The organism is Dyella caseinilytica (assembly GCF_016865235.1).
Classification (GTDB): Bacteria; Pseudomonadota; Gammaproteobacteria; order Xanthomonadales; family Rhodanobacteraceae; genus Dyella_B; species Dyella_B caseinilytica.
The window spans coordinates 2,426,801-2,440,991 of the sequence record NZ_CP064030.1; the positions used below are offsets into that span (position 1 = coordinate 2,426,801).

The 14,191-nt window shown below is 61.2% G+C and carries 13 protein-coding genes; 2 read left to right on the plus strand and 11 right to left on the minus strand.

Annotated features, from left to right (window positions below):
• Positions 1 to 2: 2 nt before the first annotated feature.
• From guaA to folD, 3 genes are all read right to left on the minus strand, one after another.
• Positions 3 to 1,586 carry a glutamine-hydrolyzing GMP synthase gene (gene guaA, locus ISN74_RS10470; protein WP_188799266.1) on the minus strand — a complete coding sequence of 528 codons (1,584 nt, stop codon included), beginning with the start codon at positions 1,584 to 1,586 and terminating at the stop codon, positions 3 to 5.
• Between the two features lie 129 nt (positions 1,587 to 1,715).
• Positions 1,716 to 3,173, minus strand: a complete 1,458-nt coding sequence (gene guaB / locus ISN74_RS10475; protein WP_188799267.1) for an IMP dehydrogenase — start codon at positions 3,171 to 3,173, stop codon at positions 1,716 to 1,718.
• A 202-nt stretch (positions 3,174 to 3,375) separates the two neighbouring features.
• The gene (folD, locus tag ISN74_RS10480; protein WP_188799268.1) at positions 3,376 to 4,230 is read right to left on the minus strand and encodes a bifunctional methylenetetrahydrofolate dehydrogenase/methenyltetrahydrofolate cyclohydrolase FolD; all 855 of its coding nucleotides are present in this window, start codon (positions 4,228 to 4,230) and stop codon (positions 3,376 to 3,378) included.
• 67 nt (positions 4,231 to 4,297) lie between these two features.
• On the opposite strand from folD, the gene ISN74_RS10485 reads away from it, so the two are divergent.
• The gene (locus ISN74_RS10485; protein ID WP_188799269.1) at positions 4,298 to 4,861 is read left to right on the plus strand and encodes a GNAT family N-acetyltransferase; all 564 of its coding nucleotides are present in this window, start codon (positions 4,298 to 4,300) and stop codon (positions 4,859 to 4,861) included.
• Here ISN74_RS10485 and moeB read toward each other — a convergent pair.
• From moeB to ndk, 8 genes are all read right to left on the minus strand, one after another.
• The gene (gene moeB, locus ISN74_RS10490) at positions 4,858 to 6,027 is read right to left on the minus strand and encodes a molybdopterin-synthase adenylyltransferase MoeB (protein ID WP_188799270.1); all 1,170 of its coding nucleotides are present in this window, start codon (positions 6,025 to 6,027) and stop codon (positions 4,858 to 4,860) included. The two genes, ISN74_RS10485 and moeB, sit on opposite strands and share 4 nt — an antisense overlap.
• Positions 6,028 to 6,196: 169 nt before the next feature.
• Entirely contained in the window at positions 6,197 to 7,594 is a 1,398-nt protein-coding gene (der, locus tag ISN74_RS10495; protein WP_188799271.1) for a ribosome biogenesis GTPase Der, read from the minus strand.
• Between the two features lie 18 nt (positions 7,595 to 7,612).
• Positions 7,613 to 8,812, minus strand: coding sequence for an outer membrane protein assembly factor BamB (bamB, locus tag ISN74_RS10500; RefSeq protein ID WP_188799272.1), 1,200 nt, complete (start codon positions 8,810 to 8,812; stop codon positions 7,613 to 7,615).
• Entirely contained in the window at positions 8,809 to 9,453 is a 645-nt protein-coding gene (locus ISN74_RS10505) for a YfgM family protein (RefSeq protein WP_188799273.1), read from the minus strand. The genes bamB and ISN74_RS10505 overlap by 4 nt, the downstream gene beginning before the upstream one ends.
• Positions 9,454 to 9,626: 173 nt before the next feature.
• On the minus strand, positions 9,627 to 10,667 hold the full coding sequence (locus ISN74_RS10510) for a RodZ domain-containing protein (protein WP_188799274.1): 1,041 nt from the start codon (positions 10,665 to 10,667) through the stop codon (positions 9,627 to 9,629).
• Positions 10,664 to 11,458, minus strand: a complete 795-nt coding sequence (gene pilW, locus ISN74_RS10515) for a type IV pilus biogenesis/stability protein PilW (protein WP_188799275.1) — start codon at positions 11,456 to 11,458, stop codon at positions 10,664 to 10,666. The genes ISN74_RS10510 and pilW overlap by 4 nt, the downstream gene beginning before the upstream one ends.
• Complete coding sequence (gene rlmN, locus ISN74_RS10520) at positions 11,448 to 12,572, minus strand: dual-specificity RNA methyltransferase RlmN (RefSeq protein ID WP_188799276.1); 1,125 nt, start codon at positions 12,570 to 12,572, stop codon at positions 11,448 to 11,450. The genes pilW and rlmN overlap by 11 nt, the downstream gene beginning before the upstream one ends.
• 6 nt (positions 12,573 to 12,578) lie before the next feature.
• The gene (gene ndk, locus ISN74_RS10525; protein ID WP_188799277.1) at positions 12,579 to 13,004 is read right to left on the minus strand and encodes a nucleoside-diphosphate kinase; all 426 of its coding nucleotides are present in this window, start codon (positions 13,002 to 13,004) and stop codon (positions 12,579 to 12,581) included.
• A gap of 274 nt (positions 13,005 to 13,278) precedes the next feature.
• On the opposite strand from ndk, the gene ISN74_RS10530 reads away from it, so the two are divergent.
• The gene (locus ISN74_RS10530; protein ID WP_188799278.1) at positions 13,279 to 13,908 is read left to right on the plus strand and encodes a TetR/AcrR family transcriptional regulator; all 630 of its coding nucleotides are present in this window, start codon (positions 13,279 to 13,281) and stop codon (positions 13,906 to 13,908) included.
• Positions 13,909 to 14,191 lie beyond the last annotated feature (283 nt).

Here is a 14,191-nt window from a genome sequence, read left to right on the forward strand (position 1 = left end):
ATTCACTCCCACTCAATAGTCGCCGGCGGCTTGCCACTTATGTCATAAACGACACGAGAAACACCACGCAACTCATTGATAATGCGATTAGAAACCGCACCAAGAAAGTCGTACGGCAGGTGCGCCCAGTGGGCGGTCATGAAGTCGATGGTTTCGACGGCGCGCAAGGCGATGACCCATTCGTAGGCGCGGGCGTCACCGACGACGCCGACCGATTTCACCGGTAGGAACACCGCGAAGGCCTGGCTGACGCTGTCGTAGAGGTCTGCCTTGCGCAGTTCCTCGATAAAGATGGCGTCGGCGCGTGCCAGCAGTTCGGCGTACTCGGGCTTCACTTCGCCGAGGATGCGTACGCCCAGGCCGGGGCCGGGGAACGGATGACGGTAGACCATTGCGCGCGGCAGGCCGAGTTCCACGCCGATCCGGCGCACTTCGTCCTTGAACAGTTCGCGCAGCGGTTCGACCAGCTTGAGCTTCATGTGCTCGGGCAGGCCGCCGACGTTGTGGTGGCTCTTGATGACGTGCGCCTTGCCGGTCTTGCTGCCGGCGGACTCGATCACATCCGGATAGATGGTGCCCTGCGCCAGCCACTTCACCTGGCCGTGACCGGCTGCGGTGACTTTGGCCGATTCCTCGTCAAAGATTTCCACGAACAGGCGCCCGATGATCTTGCGTTTGGCCTCGGGATCCGCCTCGCCTTCCAGTGCCTTGAAGTAGCGCTCGGCGGCGTTGACGCGGATCACCTTCACGCCCATGTGCTCGGCCATGGTGGCCATCACCTGGTCGCCTTCCTGCCAGCGCAGCAGGCCGGTGTCGACGAACACGCAGGTGAGCTGATCGCCGATGGCACGATGCAGCAACGCGGCGACGACAGACGAATCCACGCCGCCGGAGAGGCCGAGCAGGACGTGATCCTTGCCGACCTGTTCGCGCACGCGGGCAATCTGGTCGTCGATGATGTGCGCTGCCGTCCACAGTGTCTGGCAACCGCAAATTTCCGTCACGAAACGCTTAAGCAGGACGTTGCCCTGCTTGGTATGCGTCACTTCCGGATGGAATTGCACGCCGTACCAGCGCTTGGCTTCGTTCGACATGGCCGCGACCGGGATGCGGTCGGTGACGGCGGTAACGGTGAAACCCGGCGGCGCCTTGGCGACGTGATCACCGTGGCTCATCCATACATCGAGCGCGTGACTGGATTCGTGGTCGCTCAGGCCGGCAAACAACTGGTCCGTGGCGATCACGTCAACGCACGCATGCCCGAACTCGCGTGCGTCGGCGGCTTCCGTCGCGCCGCCCAACTGCGCGGCCATCGTCTGCATGCCGTAGCAAATGCCGAGAATCGGTAAGCCCGAATCGAACACTTCCTGCGGCGCCTTCGGTGCGCCGTGCACCGTGGTCGATTCCGGGCCACCGGACAGGATAATGCCCTTGGCCCCGAACGCTGCGATCTCGGAAGGGTTGTGGTCCCAGGCCCAGATTTCGCAGTAGACACCGATCTCGCGAATGCGCCGCGCGATCAACTGGGTGTATTGCGCGCCGAAATCGAGGATGAGGATTTTGTCGCTGTGGATGTTGGTGGTCATAGCGCTGGGAATCGGGAATGGGGAGTCGAAAATCGGGAAAGCAAAAGCACGGCATCTTTGCGGATCTGGAAACGAAACCGGGAATCGCTTTTGACGATTCCCGATTCACTATTTCCCATTCCCGGCCTTTCAGGAATTCAACCGGTAATTCGGCGCTTCCTTCGTGATCTGGATATCGTGCGGATGCGCTTCGGTCACGCCGGCCGAGGTCACCTTGACGAACTGCGCCTTGTTGCGCACGTCATCGATGGTGGCAGCGCCCAGATAACCCATCGAAGCACGCAGGCCACCGATCAGCTGGTGAATGATGTTGCGCAGCGGACCTCGGTACGGCACACGGCCTTCGATGCCTTCCGGCACCAGCTTGTCGGCGTCGGCTTCGTCCTGGAAGTAGCGATCCTTGGAACCCAGCGCCATCGCGCCCAGCGAACCCATGCCACGGTAGCTCTTGTAGGAACGGCCCTGGAACAACTCGACCTCGCCCGGCGACTCTTCGGTACCGGCGAACATGGAGCCGAGCATCACGGTGGATGCACCAGCCGCCAGCGCCTTCGGGATATCACCCGAGTAGCGGATGCCGCCATCGGCGATCAGCGGAATTTCGTCCTTCAGCGCGGTGGCCACCATATCGATGGCAGTGATCTGCGGCACGCCCACACCCGCCACGACACGCGTAGTGCAGATGGAGCCCGGGCCAACACCCACCTTCACCGCATCCACACCGGCATCAAGCAAGGCACGCGCAGCTTCACCGGTGACGATGTTGCCGGCGATCACCTGCACCTGCGGATAGTGTTTCTTCACCCATGCAGCACGCTCGATGACGGCTTGCGAATGGCCGTGCGCGGTATCGACGACAATCACGTCTACGCCGGCGTCCACAAGCGCTTCGACACGCTGCTCGGTATCGCCGCCCACACCGACGGCAGCACCGACCACCAGGCGCTCATGCCTGTCCTTGGCAGCGTTCGGGTTGTCGCGGGCTTTCTGGATATCTTTGACAGTGATCAGGCCGCGCAGCTGGAAAGCGTCGTTAACGACCAACACTTTCTCGATGCGGTTTTTGTGCAGGAGCTGCAGCACTTCATCCTGGCTGGCGCCTTCACGCACGGTCACCAGTTTGTCCTGGCGCGTCATGATGTTGCGCACCGGATCGTCATGCTTGCGTTCGAAACGCAGGTCGCGGCTGGTAACGATGCCGACCAGTTGCTCATCTTCCACCACCGGCACGCCGGAGATGTTGTGCGCGCGCGTGAGTTTCAGCACCTCACGGATCGAGGTATGCGGACCGACGGTGATAGGGCTGCGAATCACGCCGGCTTCGAACTTCTTCACCAGACGCACTTCGGCGGCCTGCTGATCGGCGGTCATGTTCTTGTGGATGATGCCGATGCCGCCATTCTGCGCCATGGTGATGGCAAGACGCGCTTCGGTCACGGTGTCCATGGCAGCGGACACGATGGGGATATTCAGTCGAAGGTTCCGCGTGAGTCGCGTGGAAGTGTCCACGTCGCGCGGTAAGACTTGGGAATGGGCCGGGACGAGGTAGACGTCGTCGTAGGTGAGGGCCTCGGCGAGGATACGCATGCGAAAAGTCTCGCTCCAAAGAGGAGATTATACGCGGGAGCGGACCATGATGCGAATTTGCTCTTTTGCGTTTGTCTCCTCTCCCCTTGAGAGGAATGTGGTGAGGGGGCCAACTTGCACCGATTTCCAGCGGAGCGCGCTTCTACCAAGCTTTATCGAAAGAGTGTCGCTTGCCCCACCTCGCCCGCGGGTAAGGGAAAAATCAAGGATCACGCGCCTCAGCCGCTTCCAACGTGTTTTCCATCAGCGTGGCCACGGTCATCGGCCCCACCCCACCCGGTACGGGTGTGATCCAGCTGGCACGCTGCGACGCCACGTCGAAATCCACGTCACCGACCAGGCGACCATCGTCCAGGCGATTGATGCCGACGTCCACGACTACGGCACCCGGCTTGATCCAGTCGCCCTTCACCAGCCCCGGCCGGCCTACCGCCACGACCAGGATGTCGGCCTGTCGCACGTAGCTTTCCAGATCACGGGTAAAACGATGGCAGCACGTTGTGGTGCAGCCGGCGATCAACAGTTCCAGCACCAGAGGACGGCCAACGTGATTGGATACGCCCACCACCACCGCATGCTGCCCGCGTACCGGGCGATCGGTGTGGCCCAGCAAGGTCATCACACCCTTGGGCGTGCACGGCCTCAGACCAAAACGGCGCAGCGCCAGACGGCCGACGTTGACGGCTTGGAACCCGTCCACATCTTTGTTCGGATCGATGCGATCGACTAGGGCGTCTTCGTCGATATGCTCCGGTAACGGCGACTGCACCAGGATGCCGTGCACGGCAGGGTCGGCGTTGAGCCGGTCGATCAGCGCGAACAACTCATCCTGGGTGGTGCTGCCCGGCAGATCGTAATCGAAGGAGCGGAAACCAATCTGGTGACAGGCTTTGCGCTTGTTACGCACATAGACGGAAGACGCGGCATCATCGCCCACCAGCACCACGGCCAGCCCGGGCTCAACCTTGCCTTGCGCCTTGCGCTCGGTTACCCGCTTGCCGATGCGGTCCAGCAGTTCCTGCGCAATGCGTTTGCCGTCGAGGATGCGAGCGCTCATGGGTTTTCCTGTCTTACAAAGCACGACATTATCCCGACTACCCTCTGGCCGCACAAACGCATCATCTATGACCACCCTGCTCCACCCCAGTCCCCAGGCGCTCGACACCCCACTGGTATCGCTGCGCCCCTGGCGTGAAGATGATGCGCCAGCCTTGCATGAAGCCGTACAGGAGTCGCTGGATCAGGTGAGCCGCTGGCTGCCTTGGTGCCATGCCGGTTATGACTTGGCAGAGGCGCTCAACTGGACCACCTTGTGCAAGCAGCACTGGAACGATGGCGAGCACTACGACTTTGCGATCCTGGATGGGCACGGCCGGCTGGCCGGTGGCATGGGACTGAACGAGCTTAATGAGCGCGATCTGCGCGCCAACCTTGGATACTGGCTGCGCACCTCAGCGACGGGCCACGGTTATGCCAGCCATGCAGGACGCGCTGTAGCCATGTTCGGATTCGAGGCGCTTGGGTTGCGGCGGATCGAGATCGTCGCGGCCGTTGACAACCTGGCAAGCCAACGCTGTGCGGAACGAATCGGCGCAAAGCGCGAAGGCATCGCGCGACAGCGCATCTTTCTGCACGGGCAATCGCAAGATGCCGTGATCTACGGCTTGCTACCCGGCGATCTTGCCTAGCCCGCCGCCGCACACAGGCGCGCAATGTCCTCGTAGCCATTGAATACTGCGTGTGAGCTACAACCAGGACAGGCCGGATCGCGTGGCAACCGCGTCTCGCGAAAATGCATGCCGAGCGTATCGAAGGAAAGCAGACGCCCGACTAGTGGTTCACCGATGCCGAGTATCAGCTTCAAGGCTTCCGTTGCCTGCAACAGACCGACGATGCCCGGCAACACACCCAGCACGCCAGCTTCGCTGCAATTGGGCGCATCCTCCGCAGCAGGCGGCTCGGGAAACAGGCAGCGATAGCACGGCGAATCCGCGCGGCGAGGATCGAAGACACTGACCTGTCCGGTGAAGCGCTCGACTGCGCCGTAGACCATCGGCATAGTCAAGCGGCGCGTCGCTGCCGCCAGCAAATAGCGTGCAGGAAAATTGTCCGCACCATCGATAACCAGATCGTTTCCGCTTAGCAAACGCTCGACGTTGTCCGCACGCAGACGTTCGTTGCGAAGCTCCACCTCGATGCGTGGATTGAGTGCCGCCAATGTCATACGCGCCGATTCGGTTTTCGCCATACCGACACGCGCATCAGCGTGAATCACCTGCCGGTGCAGGTTGGAGCGCTCGACGCGATCATCATCAATCAGGGTGAGTTGCCCTACGCCGGCCGCAGCCAGATACAGCGCAGCCGGCGCGCCCAAGCCGCCCGCGCCGAGCAAAACCACCTTCGCCTGACTGAGCTTGAGTTGCCCAGCTTCGCCAACTTGAGGCAGACGTAACTGGCGCGCGTAGCGTTCCGCAGCATCCGCATCGAGGCTGCCGCTGGTGATCGGCAAGCCTTCGCTTTTCCAGCGTTCATAGCCGCCTGCGACGGAAACGACATGGCGATAGCCCATGCGTTGCAACGCTTCGGCCGCAAGCAGCGAACGCCTGCCGCTGGCGCACAAGGCAAGGATGGGACGGTCGCGGTTGGGCTCGTTGTCTTCGATGCGCAGCTCGAGGAAGCCGCGGGACAGGCCCAAGGCGCCTGCTGGTAACCCCGCGGCGCGTTCGTTGTCCTCGCGCACGTCGATCAGGAGCGCGCCTTGCGCCTGCTGGGCAAAGGCCTCGGCAGGAGAGATTTCGGCTACGCGCTGGCGGAGGGTGGCCAGCCAGGCATCACGATTGAGGGGCGTGTTCATGAAGCTAGTTTAGCTCGCTGAAGACCGTCGCCTACGCAGCCCAGGTAAACAGCAATGGGGAGTGTTTCTGCGGCGTCTTTCCGGCTGTCGCCGGAATGACGCTGAGTAGAAAACGGGTCTACCGACCAAGCTGAAGCCCATTGCCAAGTAGCAAAGACAACCTCAGCGCTTACTTACGCCGCTTCATCTCACGAATCATCCGCTGCCGCTTGCGCTGCTGTGCTTCAGTCAGCACGTTCCTCTTGCCCGCAAAGGGATTCTCACCTTCGCGGAATTCAATGCGAACCGGCGTACCTTCCAGCTTGTAACGCTGACGGAAGAAGTTTTCCAGGTAGCGCCGGTAAGCCGGCGCAATGTGCTTGGTGCGGCTGCCGTGAATCACGATAGTGGGCGGATTGCTACCACCCGGATGGGCGAAGCGCAGCTTCGGCGCATGGCCGCGTACCAGCGGAGGCTGATAGCTTTCGTAGGCCCGCTCAAGTGTGCGGGTGAGGTCGGACGTGCCGAGTTCGCGCATGGCTGCGGTATGCGCCCGCACGATGGCCCGCATCAGTTCGCGCATGCCTGAGCCGTGCAAGGCGGAAATGAAAACGTGCTTGGCCCAGTCGACAAAAACCAGCCTGCGTTCAAGTGCTCGCTGGCATTGCTCGCGCTGGTAAGTGTCCATGCCATCCCACTTGTTGATGGCAATCACCAGCGCTCTGCCCTCGTCGATGGCATGACCGATGAGGGTGAGGTCCTGGTCCGCGAGATTTTCGCGCGCGTCGATCATCACTACGACCACTTGTGCCGCGGCGATCGACTGCAGCGTCTTGATGACACTGAACTTCTCGATACCTTCTTCGACACGTGCCTTGCGGCGTACGCCGGCGGTATCGATCAGGGTGTAACGCTTGCCGTCGCGTTCCAGCGGCACGCGGATCGGATCACGCGTCGTTCCGGCGACATCCGAAACGATCAGGCGATCTTCGCCAAGCAGGCGATTGATCAAGGTCGATTTACCAGCATTCGGACGGCCGACGATGGCGACGCGGATGCTGCCATCGTCTTCCGGCACCAGCTCTTCATGCACGTCTTCCGGCAACAGCGGCAGAACGACAGCGATCAGGTCTTCCGTCCCACGGTTGTGGGCGGCAGAGAGCGGCAAGGTCTGGGCGATGCCGAAGACGGCGAATTCCGCCAGCGCATTCTGCTCATCCAGACCATCGGTCTTGTTGACGGCCGCGATGATAGGTTTTCCGCTGCGGCGCAGCTCGTTGAGGATGGTGCGATCCTGCGGCAAAAGACCATCGCGCGCATCCACCACGAACACCAGCACCTGCGCTTCGTCGATGGCGAGGCGAACCTGCTGCGCGGTAAGTGCATCGAGGCCTTCGTCGACACCGGATAAACCTCCGGTATCGACCACCACGAAAGGACGCTCGCCAGTACGGCATACACCGTAATGGCGATCACGGGTGACGCCCGGCATATCAGCCACCAGGGCATCACGGCTACGCGTCAGCGCATTGAAAAGGGTCGATTTACCGACGTTGGGACGACCGACCAGGGCGATGACGGGAAGCACGACTCATAGTTCCCGGTATTACTTGCCGCCGAGGCGATAAGCCGCGACATGGCCTTGCACATCTTCGACGTACACCAGATCACCGGCAACCACCGGCTCCGCGCGAATCGCCTTCTTGGAAAGACGCTGACGACCAGCCAAAGCACCGTCGCCAACCTGCAGCCAATGCACGTAGCCTTCGATATCGCCGACCACCACGTAATCGCCCTGAACCGCCGGTGCGGTCACCCAGCGATACTTGAGGTTTTCGTTCTTCCACATGTCAGCGCCGCTGCTCTTGTCGAACGCCCAGACCTGCGAATCGATATTGGCACCGAACAGACTGTTGCCGCTGATCGCCAGGGAGGTATAGGTGGAGAACGGACGCTGCCACAACGGACGACCGCTGGGGCCATCAATAGCGGTGAGGTTGCCGTGATAGGCCGACGCATAGAGCGTGCTGCCGTCGAGCAATACGGTGCCGTCGGCATCGTTCATGCGCTCAATGTCAGTACGGCCTTCGCCGCTGGCCAGCTTCTGTTCCCACAACTTGTCGCCGTTATCCAGGCGCAGTGCCGTGAGCTTGCCGTCGTCGCTGCCAAAGAAGACCACGCCATTGGCCACCAGCAGCGGACCATTACCGCGCAGGCTGAGCAAGGGCACGTTACCTTGGTCGTTCACCCAGCGGCGCTCGCCGGTGTTGCTGTCCAGGCCATACACGCGACCGTCCTGCGTACGCACGATGGTAAGCGCACCGGCGACGGTCGGGGAGTCGATCACTTCCGACGGCAGCGTGCTATCCCAGCGCTGGCTGCCATCTTTCACGTTCAAACCGTAGACGTGGCCGTTGAGGGTGCCGATCACGAGCAGATCGCCGGACACGGCCGGGCCACCGGAATAGAAAGCATCCTTACGCTTCTTATCGCCCCAGCCGAACCAGCCTTTGACGCGTGTCTTGTTTTCCCAGATGGTCTTGCCGGTGGCCGCATCGTAGGCGCCGATCACACCATCGGTACTGGCCGCATACAGCACGCCACCGACCACAGTCGGCTCCATGCGCACGCCGCTTTCGCCAGCGCCATGCCCTACACGGATCTTCCACACCTGCGTCGTCTGGACGGTGGGTTTGAAATTCTTGTCCAGCGGAGTCGGCGGCTGGATGTTTTCTTTTTTGAAGGAATGACAGCCTGCGAGAGCTACCAGCGAAGCGGTCAATACGATCAGCCCAAAACGTTTCATGCACCCTGCTTCCCGGCCGTGGCCAGATCGTCGATTTTCAATTGCACTTCATTGCCCTGCTGCACATTCGGGCCCATGGCTTTCACGGCCGCCTGATATGCCTTGAGAGCATCATCGCGCCGTCCTAGCTTGACCAGTGCATCACCGCGTAGTTCCTGGCTGACGATGGCATAGCTGTCGGCCGGCATGCGATCCAGTGCGCTCAGCGCATCCTGGGCACTGCCCTTGGCCAGCTGTACGTGCGCCATGCGCAGATCCACCAGCGCCTTGAGTTCCGGACTGGGCGCATGCTGTTCGGCCCACGAGAGCGATTCCAGCGCCTTGTCGTACTGCTTGGCTTCAACCTGGTGACGCGCGCGATCGCTGACAGCGAACATCGCGTAAGGCGTGTCGGCGTAGCTGTTCATCAATTCCTGGACCAGCACGTCGCTGGCATTGCCGCTATCGATCACCGATTGCAATTGCTGGTACAGACCTGAAGCGGCCAGTTGATGCGAAGCCCGATGATTGCGCCACTGCTGGTAGCCGAAGATAGCAATCAGGCCGATGACGACACCCACAGCGATCGACAGGCCATTCTGCCGCAGCCACTTTTGTACGCGTTCGCTCTGTTCGTAGTCGTCGTATGCATCAAATGCCATGCAATCACCGTGTCGCAAGCGACGCCCTAAGGCGCCAGAAAAGGTGTTCTTGGAGCTACCGCGACCCGGCGGCAGCCGGCATTGCCCGCCCTGCCGGCGGACAATGCGCAAGCATAACCGATCAAGGATGACCGAGGGGGCTGCGGCGGCGGCCCAGCCCCCTGCGCTTCAGATCAGGCGCCCGCCGGTGCGGCCTTGCCGTCCTGGACGTCGACGCGGAAGTGCGCCACGTTGGCATGGCGGTACGGGTCCAACGTTACCGGCTGACCGTCGATGCTGACCTGTGCGCCAGCCGCGTTGCCGATGCGCACCTCGATCGGTTGGTCGCTGCGATAGGTCTTGGCAGTGCCTGCAGGCAGCAAGCCATACTCCAGGCGCGAGCCATCCTTGCCGATCACTTCCACCCAACTGCTATTGGGCAGGTTGAGCGTAAGGCTGTGACTACCGCTACCCACTGTGGCGGCATCGGCCGCATTGGCGGGTGCTGGCGTGGCGTTCGCATCACTATCCAGATTCGGCACCGGCACCATCGAAGCCAGCAGTGGTTGTTGCTCCACAGCGCGCGCCGCCGATTCGGCAGAAGCCGGGGCCGGATTGCTCGCCTGTGCCAGTCCCGCCACATTGCTCGCCAGCGCTTTGGCTGCACTACCGGAAGCTGCCGGTGCGGGCGGAGGCGCATCCTGCTGAGCGACGGGCGCGGCATCCAGCGGAGCGAGATGGCTCATGTCATGGGTCAGCGTGCCGCGCATGCCGAGCCATACCGTCGGCACCGCAATCACCAGCGTCAGCACCACATAGGTGGCCGCCGTGGCGTAGCGATCGAGTAGATAACGCGAATGCGACACGCCGCCGGTTGCCACCAGCGGCGGCTGGCTCGGCTTCAAGCGGCTGATGGCGAGTTCGATTTCAGCGTCATCGATCTCCAGATAACGCGCGTACTTGCGGATGTAGCCGCCGAGATAGACCTGGTAGTCGCCATCGAACTCGTTGTTCTCGAGTTCGCGCAGCACACGCACCGGCAAACGCAAGGCGTGACCGCAGGTCTCAAGGTCCAGTCCACGCGCCTCGCGTACTGCGCGCAAACGCGAACCAAAACCAGATGCTTCGTTGAAGCGGAATTCGGCAGCGTTCTCATCCATGTTCACTGCCGTCGTGGCGGGTGCACTGGAGGTCGTTTCCTCCTGCCCGGCCGGATTGGACTGCTCGGAAATCATGGGCGTACGGTTTGATTGAGGGCTTGTGCCTGTTCCGAGTCCGGGAACTGGCTGACTAGCCGTTTGGCGTAATTCCGGGCGGCATCCGTGTTGCCCAGGTGAGCTTCGATTTCAAAGCCAAGCTTCAGCGAATCGGGGCTGGGTTGCCCCAGCGCATCGAAGCGCTGCAGGAAAGCGCTGGCGTCGAAATAACGATGATTGAGATAAAGCACATTGGTGAGCTGCAGCAGTGCCATGGCATTGCTCGAATTGCGCTGCACGGCTTGGCGGAAACTGCTTTCTGCATTCACGCGATCATTGATTTGCAGTTGGCAAATACCCTGATTGGTAAGTGCCACGTCGGGCGTCTGGTAGAACGGATCGGCCACCGCCTTGGCAAAATACGGCAACGATTCCTGCACTTTGCCTTCGTGGCAAAGAAACTGCCCGAGATTGTTGTTCGTGTCGCCCTTGTCCGGCTGCAGTTCGACCGCACGGCGGTAATGAATTTCCGCATTCGGCAGATCGTTGATGCGCTCGTAGATGTAGGCCATCACGGTCTGCGCTGGCACATAGGTGGGATCTTCGGTGACAGCGATCTTCACCTTCTCCAGTGCACCCTGCAGATTGTTGATGTCGATGTAATGCTGCGCCAAGCGCGTATGGACATCCGCCGCACCCTGCGCCTTCTGAGCCTTCGTTTCCTGAGGCAGCTTGGGATCGGCGGGCGGAGGCGGGATCGTGGGAGAGCTATGACAACCCGCGAGTACGAGGGCAGCACAGACACCGAGCAGGAGACGATCACGCCGCATGTGCTGCATCCTCGGCCAGGCGTTTCTGGAATTCGGCCTGACGGCGCGTGCGATCGAGCACCTGGCCTTTGAGCTGGCCACAGGCAGCATCGATATCGTCGCCGCGAGTGCGGCGCAACATGGTCAGGATGTTGGCGTTGAGTAGCTGCGTCTGGAAGGCGCGAATCACTTCCATGTCCGAGCGCTCGAAGCGCGTGCCGGGGAATGGGTTGAACGGAATCAGATTGACTTTGCAGGTCGGCAGACGACGCATGAACTTGATGAGCTGGCGCGCATGCTCGGGCTGATCGTTCACACCCTTCATCAGAGTGTATTCGAACGTGATCGAAGTGCGCGGCTTGCGCGCAATCCAGCGCTGGCAGGCTGCGACCAGATCGGCAATCGGGTAACGCTTGTTAAGTGGCACCAGTTCGGTGCGCAATTCGTCGTTCGCGGCGTGTAGCGATACGGCCAACGACACGTCGATGGTTTCGGACAATTTGTCGATCATAGGCACGAGGCCAGCGGTCGACAGCGTGACGCGCTTGGAGGCGAGACCAAAACCAAGATCGTCGCGCATCAGGCTCATCGCTTTTACGACGTTGTCAAAGTTCAGCAGCGGCTCGCCCATACCCATCATCACGACGTTGGTGATGCGGCGATTCTGGTGCGTGATGTTACCGAGGTATTTGGCGGCAACCCACATCTGGCCAATGATTTCCGACGTCGCCAGATTGCGATTAAAACCCTGGGTGGCCGTGGAACAGAACTGGCAATTCAAACCGCAGCCCACCTGCGAGGACACGCACAGCGTGCCGCGGGTAGGCTCCGGGATATAAACGGCTTCGACGGCGTTGCCGCCATCCATGCCGAGCAGCCATTTATGCGTACCGTCGGCGGCGCCCTTGTCGAACATCGTCTTGGGCGGACCGATGTAGCACGAGGCTTCGAGCTTGGCACGCAGTGCCTTGCCCACATCGGTCATGTTTTCGAAGTTGTCTTCCAGGTGATGGTAGATCCACTTCATCACCTGCTCGGCACGATACGGCTTCTCGCCGAGCTGCGCGAAAAATTCGCGCAGCCCTTGGCGATCGAAGTCGAGCAGATTGACTTTTTCCACCTGGTTCACTTCCATCACATCTCAGCGCGGGAAGACTTCGGTCGCAGCGAAGAAATACGCGATTTCGACCGCAGCCGTTTCGGCGGCATCGGAACCGTGCACGGCATTCGCATCGATCGAATCGGCGAAGTCAGCGCGGATCGTGCCTTTGGCAGCATCCTTCGGATTGGTGGCGCCCATCAGTTCGCGATTCGTGAGAATCGCGTTCTCGCCTTGCAACACCTGAATCATGACCGGACCGGAAATCATGAATTCAACCAGCGCATTGAAGAACGGACGTTCACGGTGCACCGCATAAAAACCTTCCGCTTCTTTACGCGAAAGATGCTTCATCTTTGCGGCAACAACTTTCAGCCCGGCCTTTTCGAAGCGAGCGTAGATTTCACCGACGACATTCTTGGCAACAGCATCGGGCTTGATAATGGAAAGGGTGCGCTCCAGCGCCATACGGTCTGCTCCGGGTATACGGATTATTTTAGTGGGCGGCCATGACGCGGACGTCAGTGGAATTTAGAACTAAATGCTCCGCGAAATGCGGGCTTAGCGCACGAAAGTTTGACAGATTCTAGCCCATAAGCAACCCCGCCCCGCGGTAGGGAAGTCCCCCGGAACGGCCGTGGGATGCCGGCTGCCCCGGGCGTACAAAACGATCGTTTGACTCTCCCCGATCCCCGCGCGTATCCTCAAACGATCGTTTGATTCGATTGGATAGGCGGTACCCGTGAACAGCTCCGCTTCCACCAAGGAACGCATCCTCACTGCTGCCGAGGCGCTGTTCGCCCAGCGCGGCTTCGAGGGCGCCTCGCTACGCCAGCTCACGGCCGCCGCGGGGGTCAACCTGGCCGCCGTGAATTACCATTTTGGCTCCAAGGACAACCTGGTCGAAGAGGTCTTCAGGCGCCGCCTGGACCAGCTCAATGCACGCCGGCTGGCAGCTCTCAAGCAGGTTGTCGGACAACCCGACGCGACCCTGGAAGACGTGCTGGCGGCCTTTATCCGCCCTGCCCTGGATCTGTCCCACGATGGTGGCGGCAGCCTTTTCATGCGCGTGCTGGCCCGGGCCTTCGCGGAGCACGACGACAGCCTGCGCAAGTTCCTTTCGGACAACTACGGCCATGTGATGCGGCAGTTCACCGCTGAATTCGCTCGTCTGCTGCCCCAGCTCAGTAAAGAGGAGCTCTATTGGCGCATCGACCTGGTAACCGGCGCCCTGACCCATGCCATGTCCGGCTTCGGCATCATCCAGCGCAAGAGCGACGTCAGCGAAACCACCCATCGCGAACAGACCGCCGCCCATCTGATCCGCTTTTCCGCGGCAGGTCTTAAGGATGCTCCGGGTGATTGGGCGTAGGCGGCATGATGTCCATAAGGCCTGCAGGGTGTGTCGCGCGGCACAGGGAAGACTGGCGGTCTTTTCAAGCCGCGCGGCGCAGGCTGCAGGCCTTATGGACATCACCCTTCGGGCCGCCCCTGACTGCCCACATCCCTTCGGCCCGCCGTCTCGGCAGACGGCCAGTTTGCCTTCGCCGACGGTCCTGTGGCCTGTGGGCAGTCAGGGACGGTGACGCCTGCGCCCAAGCACCCGGAGCATCCTTTACCCCCTGATTTCCTGTCACGGGCCGGCCACGGCCGTC

What these genes read in the sequence shown, in the direction of transcription:
- moeB (WP_188799270.1), bottom strand. Translation starts at nt 6,027, where the DNA reads ATGAACACGCCCCTCAATCGTGATGCCTGGCTGGCCACCCTCCGCCAG.
- bamB (WP_188799272.1), bottom strand. Translation starts at nt 8,812, where the DNA reads ATGAAACGTTTTGGGCTGATCGTATTGACCGCTTCGCTGGTAGCTCTC.
- guaA (WP_188799266.1), bottom strand. Translation starts at nt 1,586, where the DNA reads ATGACCACCAACATCCACAGCGACAAAATCCTCATCCTCGATTTCGGC.
- ISN74_RS10485 (WP_188799269.1), top strand. Translation starts at nt 4,298, where the DNA reads ATGACCACCCTGCTCCACCCCAGTCCCCAGGCGCTCGACACCCCACTG.
- guaB (WP_188799267.1), bottom strand. Translation starts at nt 3,173, where the DNA reads ATGCGTATCCTCGCCGAGGCCCTCACCTACGACGACGTCTACCTCGTC.
- ndk (WP_188799277.1), bottom strand. Translation starts at nt 13,004, where the DNA reads ATGGCGCTGGAGCGCACCCTTTCCATTATCAAGCCCGATGCTGTTGCC.
- folD (WP_188799268.1), bottom strand. Translation starts at nt 4,230, where the DNA reads ATGAGCGCTCGCATCCTCGACGGCAAACGCATTGCGCAGGAACTGCTG.
- ISN74_RS10510 (WP_188799274.1), bottom strand. Translation starts at nt 10,667, where the DNA reads ATGATTTCCGAGCAGTCCAATCCGGCCGGGCAGGAGGAAACGACCTCC.
- rlmN (WP_188799276.1), bottom strand. Translation starts at nt 12,572, where the DNA reads ATGGAAGTGAACCAGGTGGAAAAAGTCAATCTGCTCGACTTCGATCGC.
- pilW (WP_188799275.1), bottom strand. Translation starts at nt 11,458, where the DNA reads ATGCGGCGTGATCGTCTCCTGCTCGGTGTCTGTGCTGCCCTCGTACTC.
- ISN74_RS10505 (WP_188799273.1), bottom strand. Translation starts at nt 9,453, where the DNA reads ATGGCATTTGATGCATACGACGACTACGAACAGAGCGAACGCGTACAA.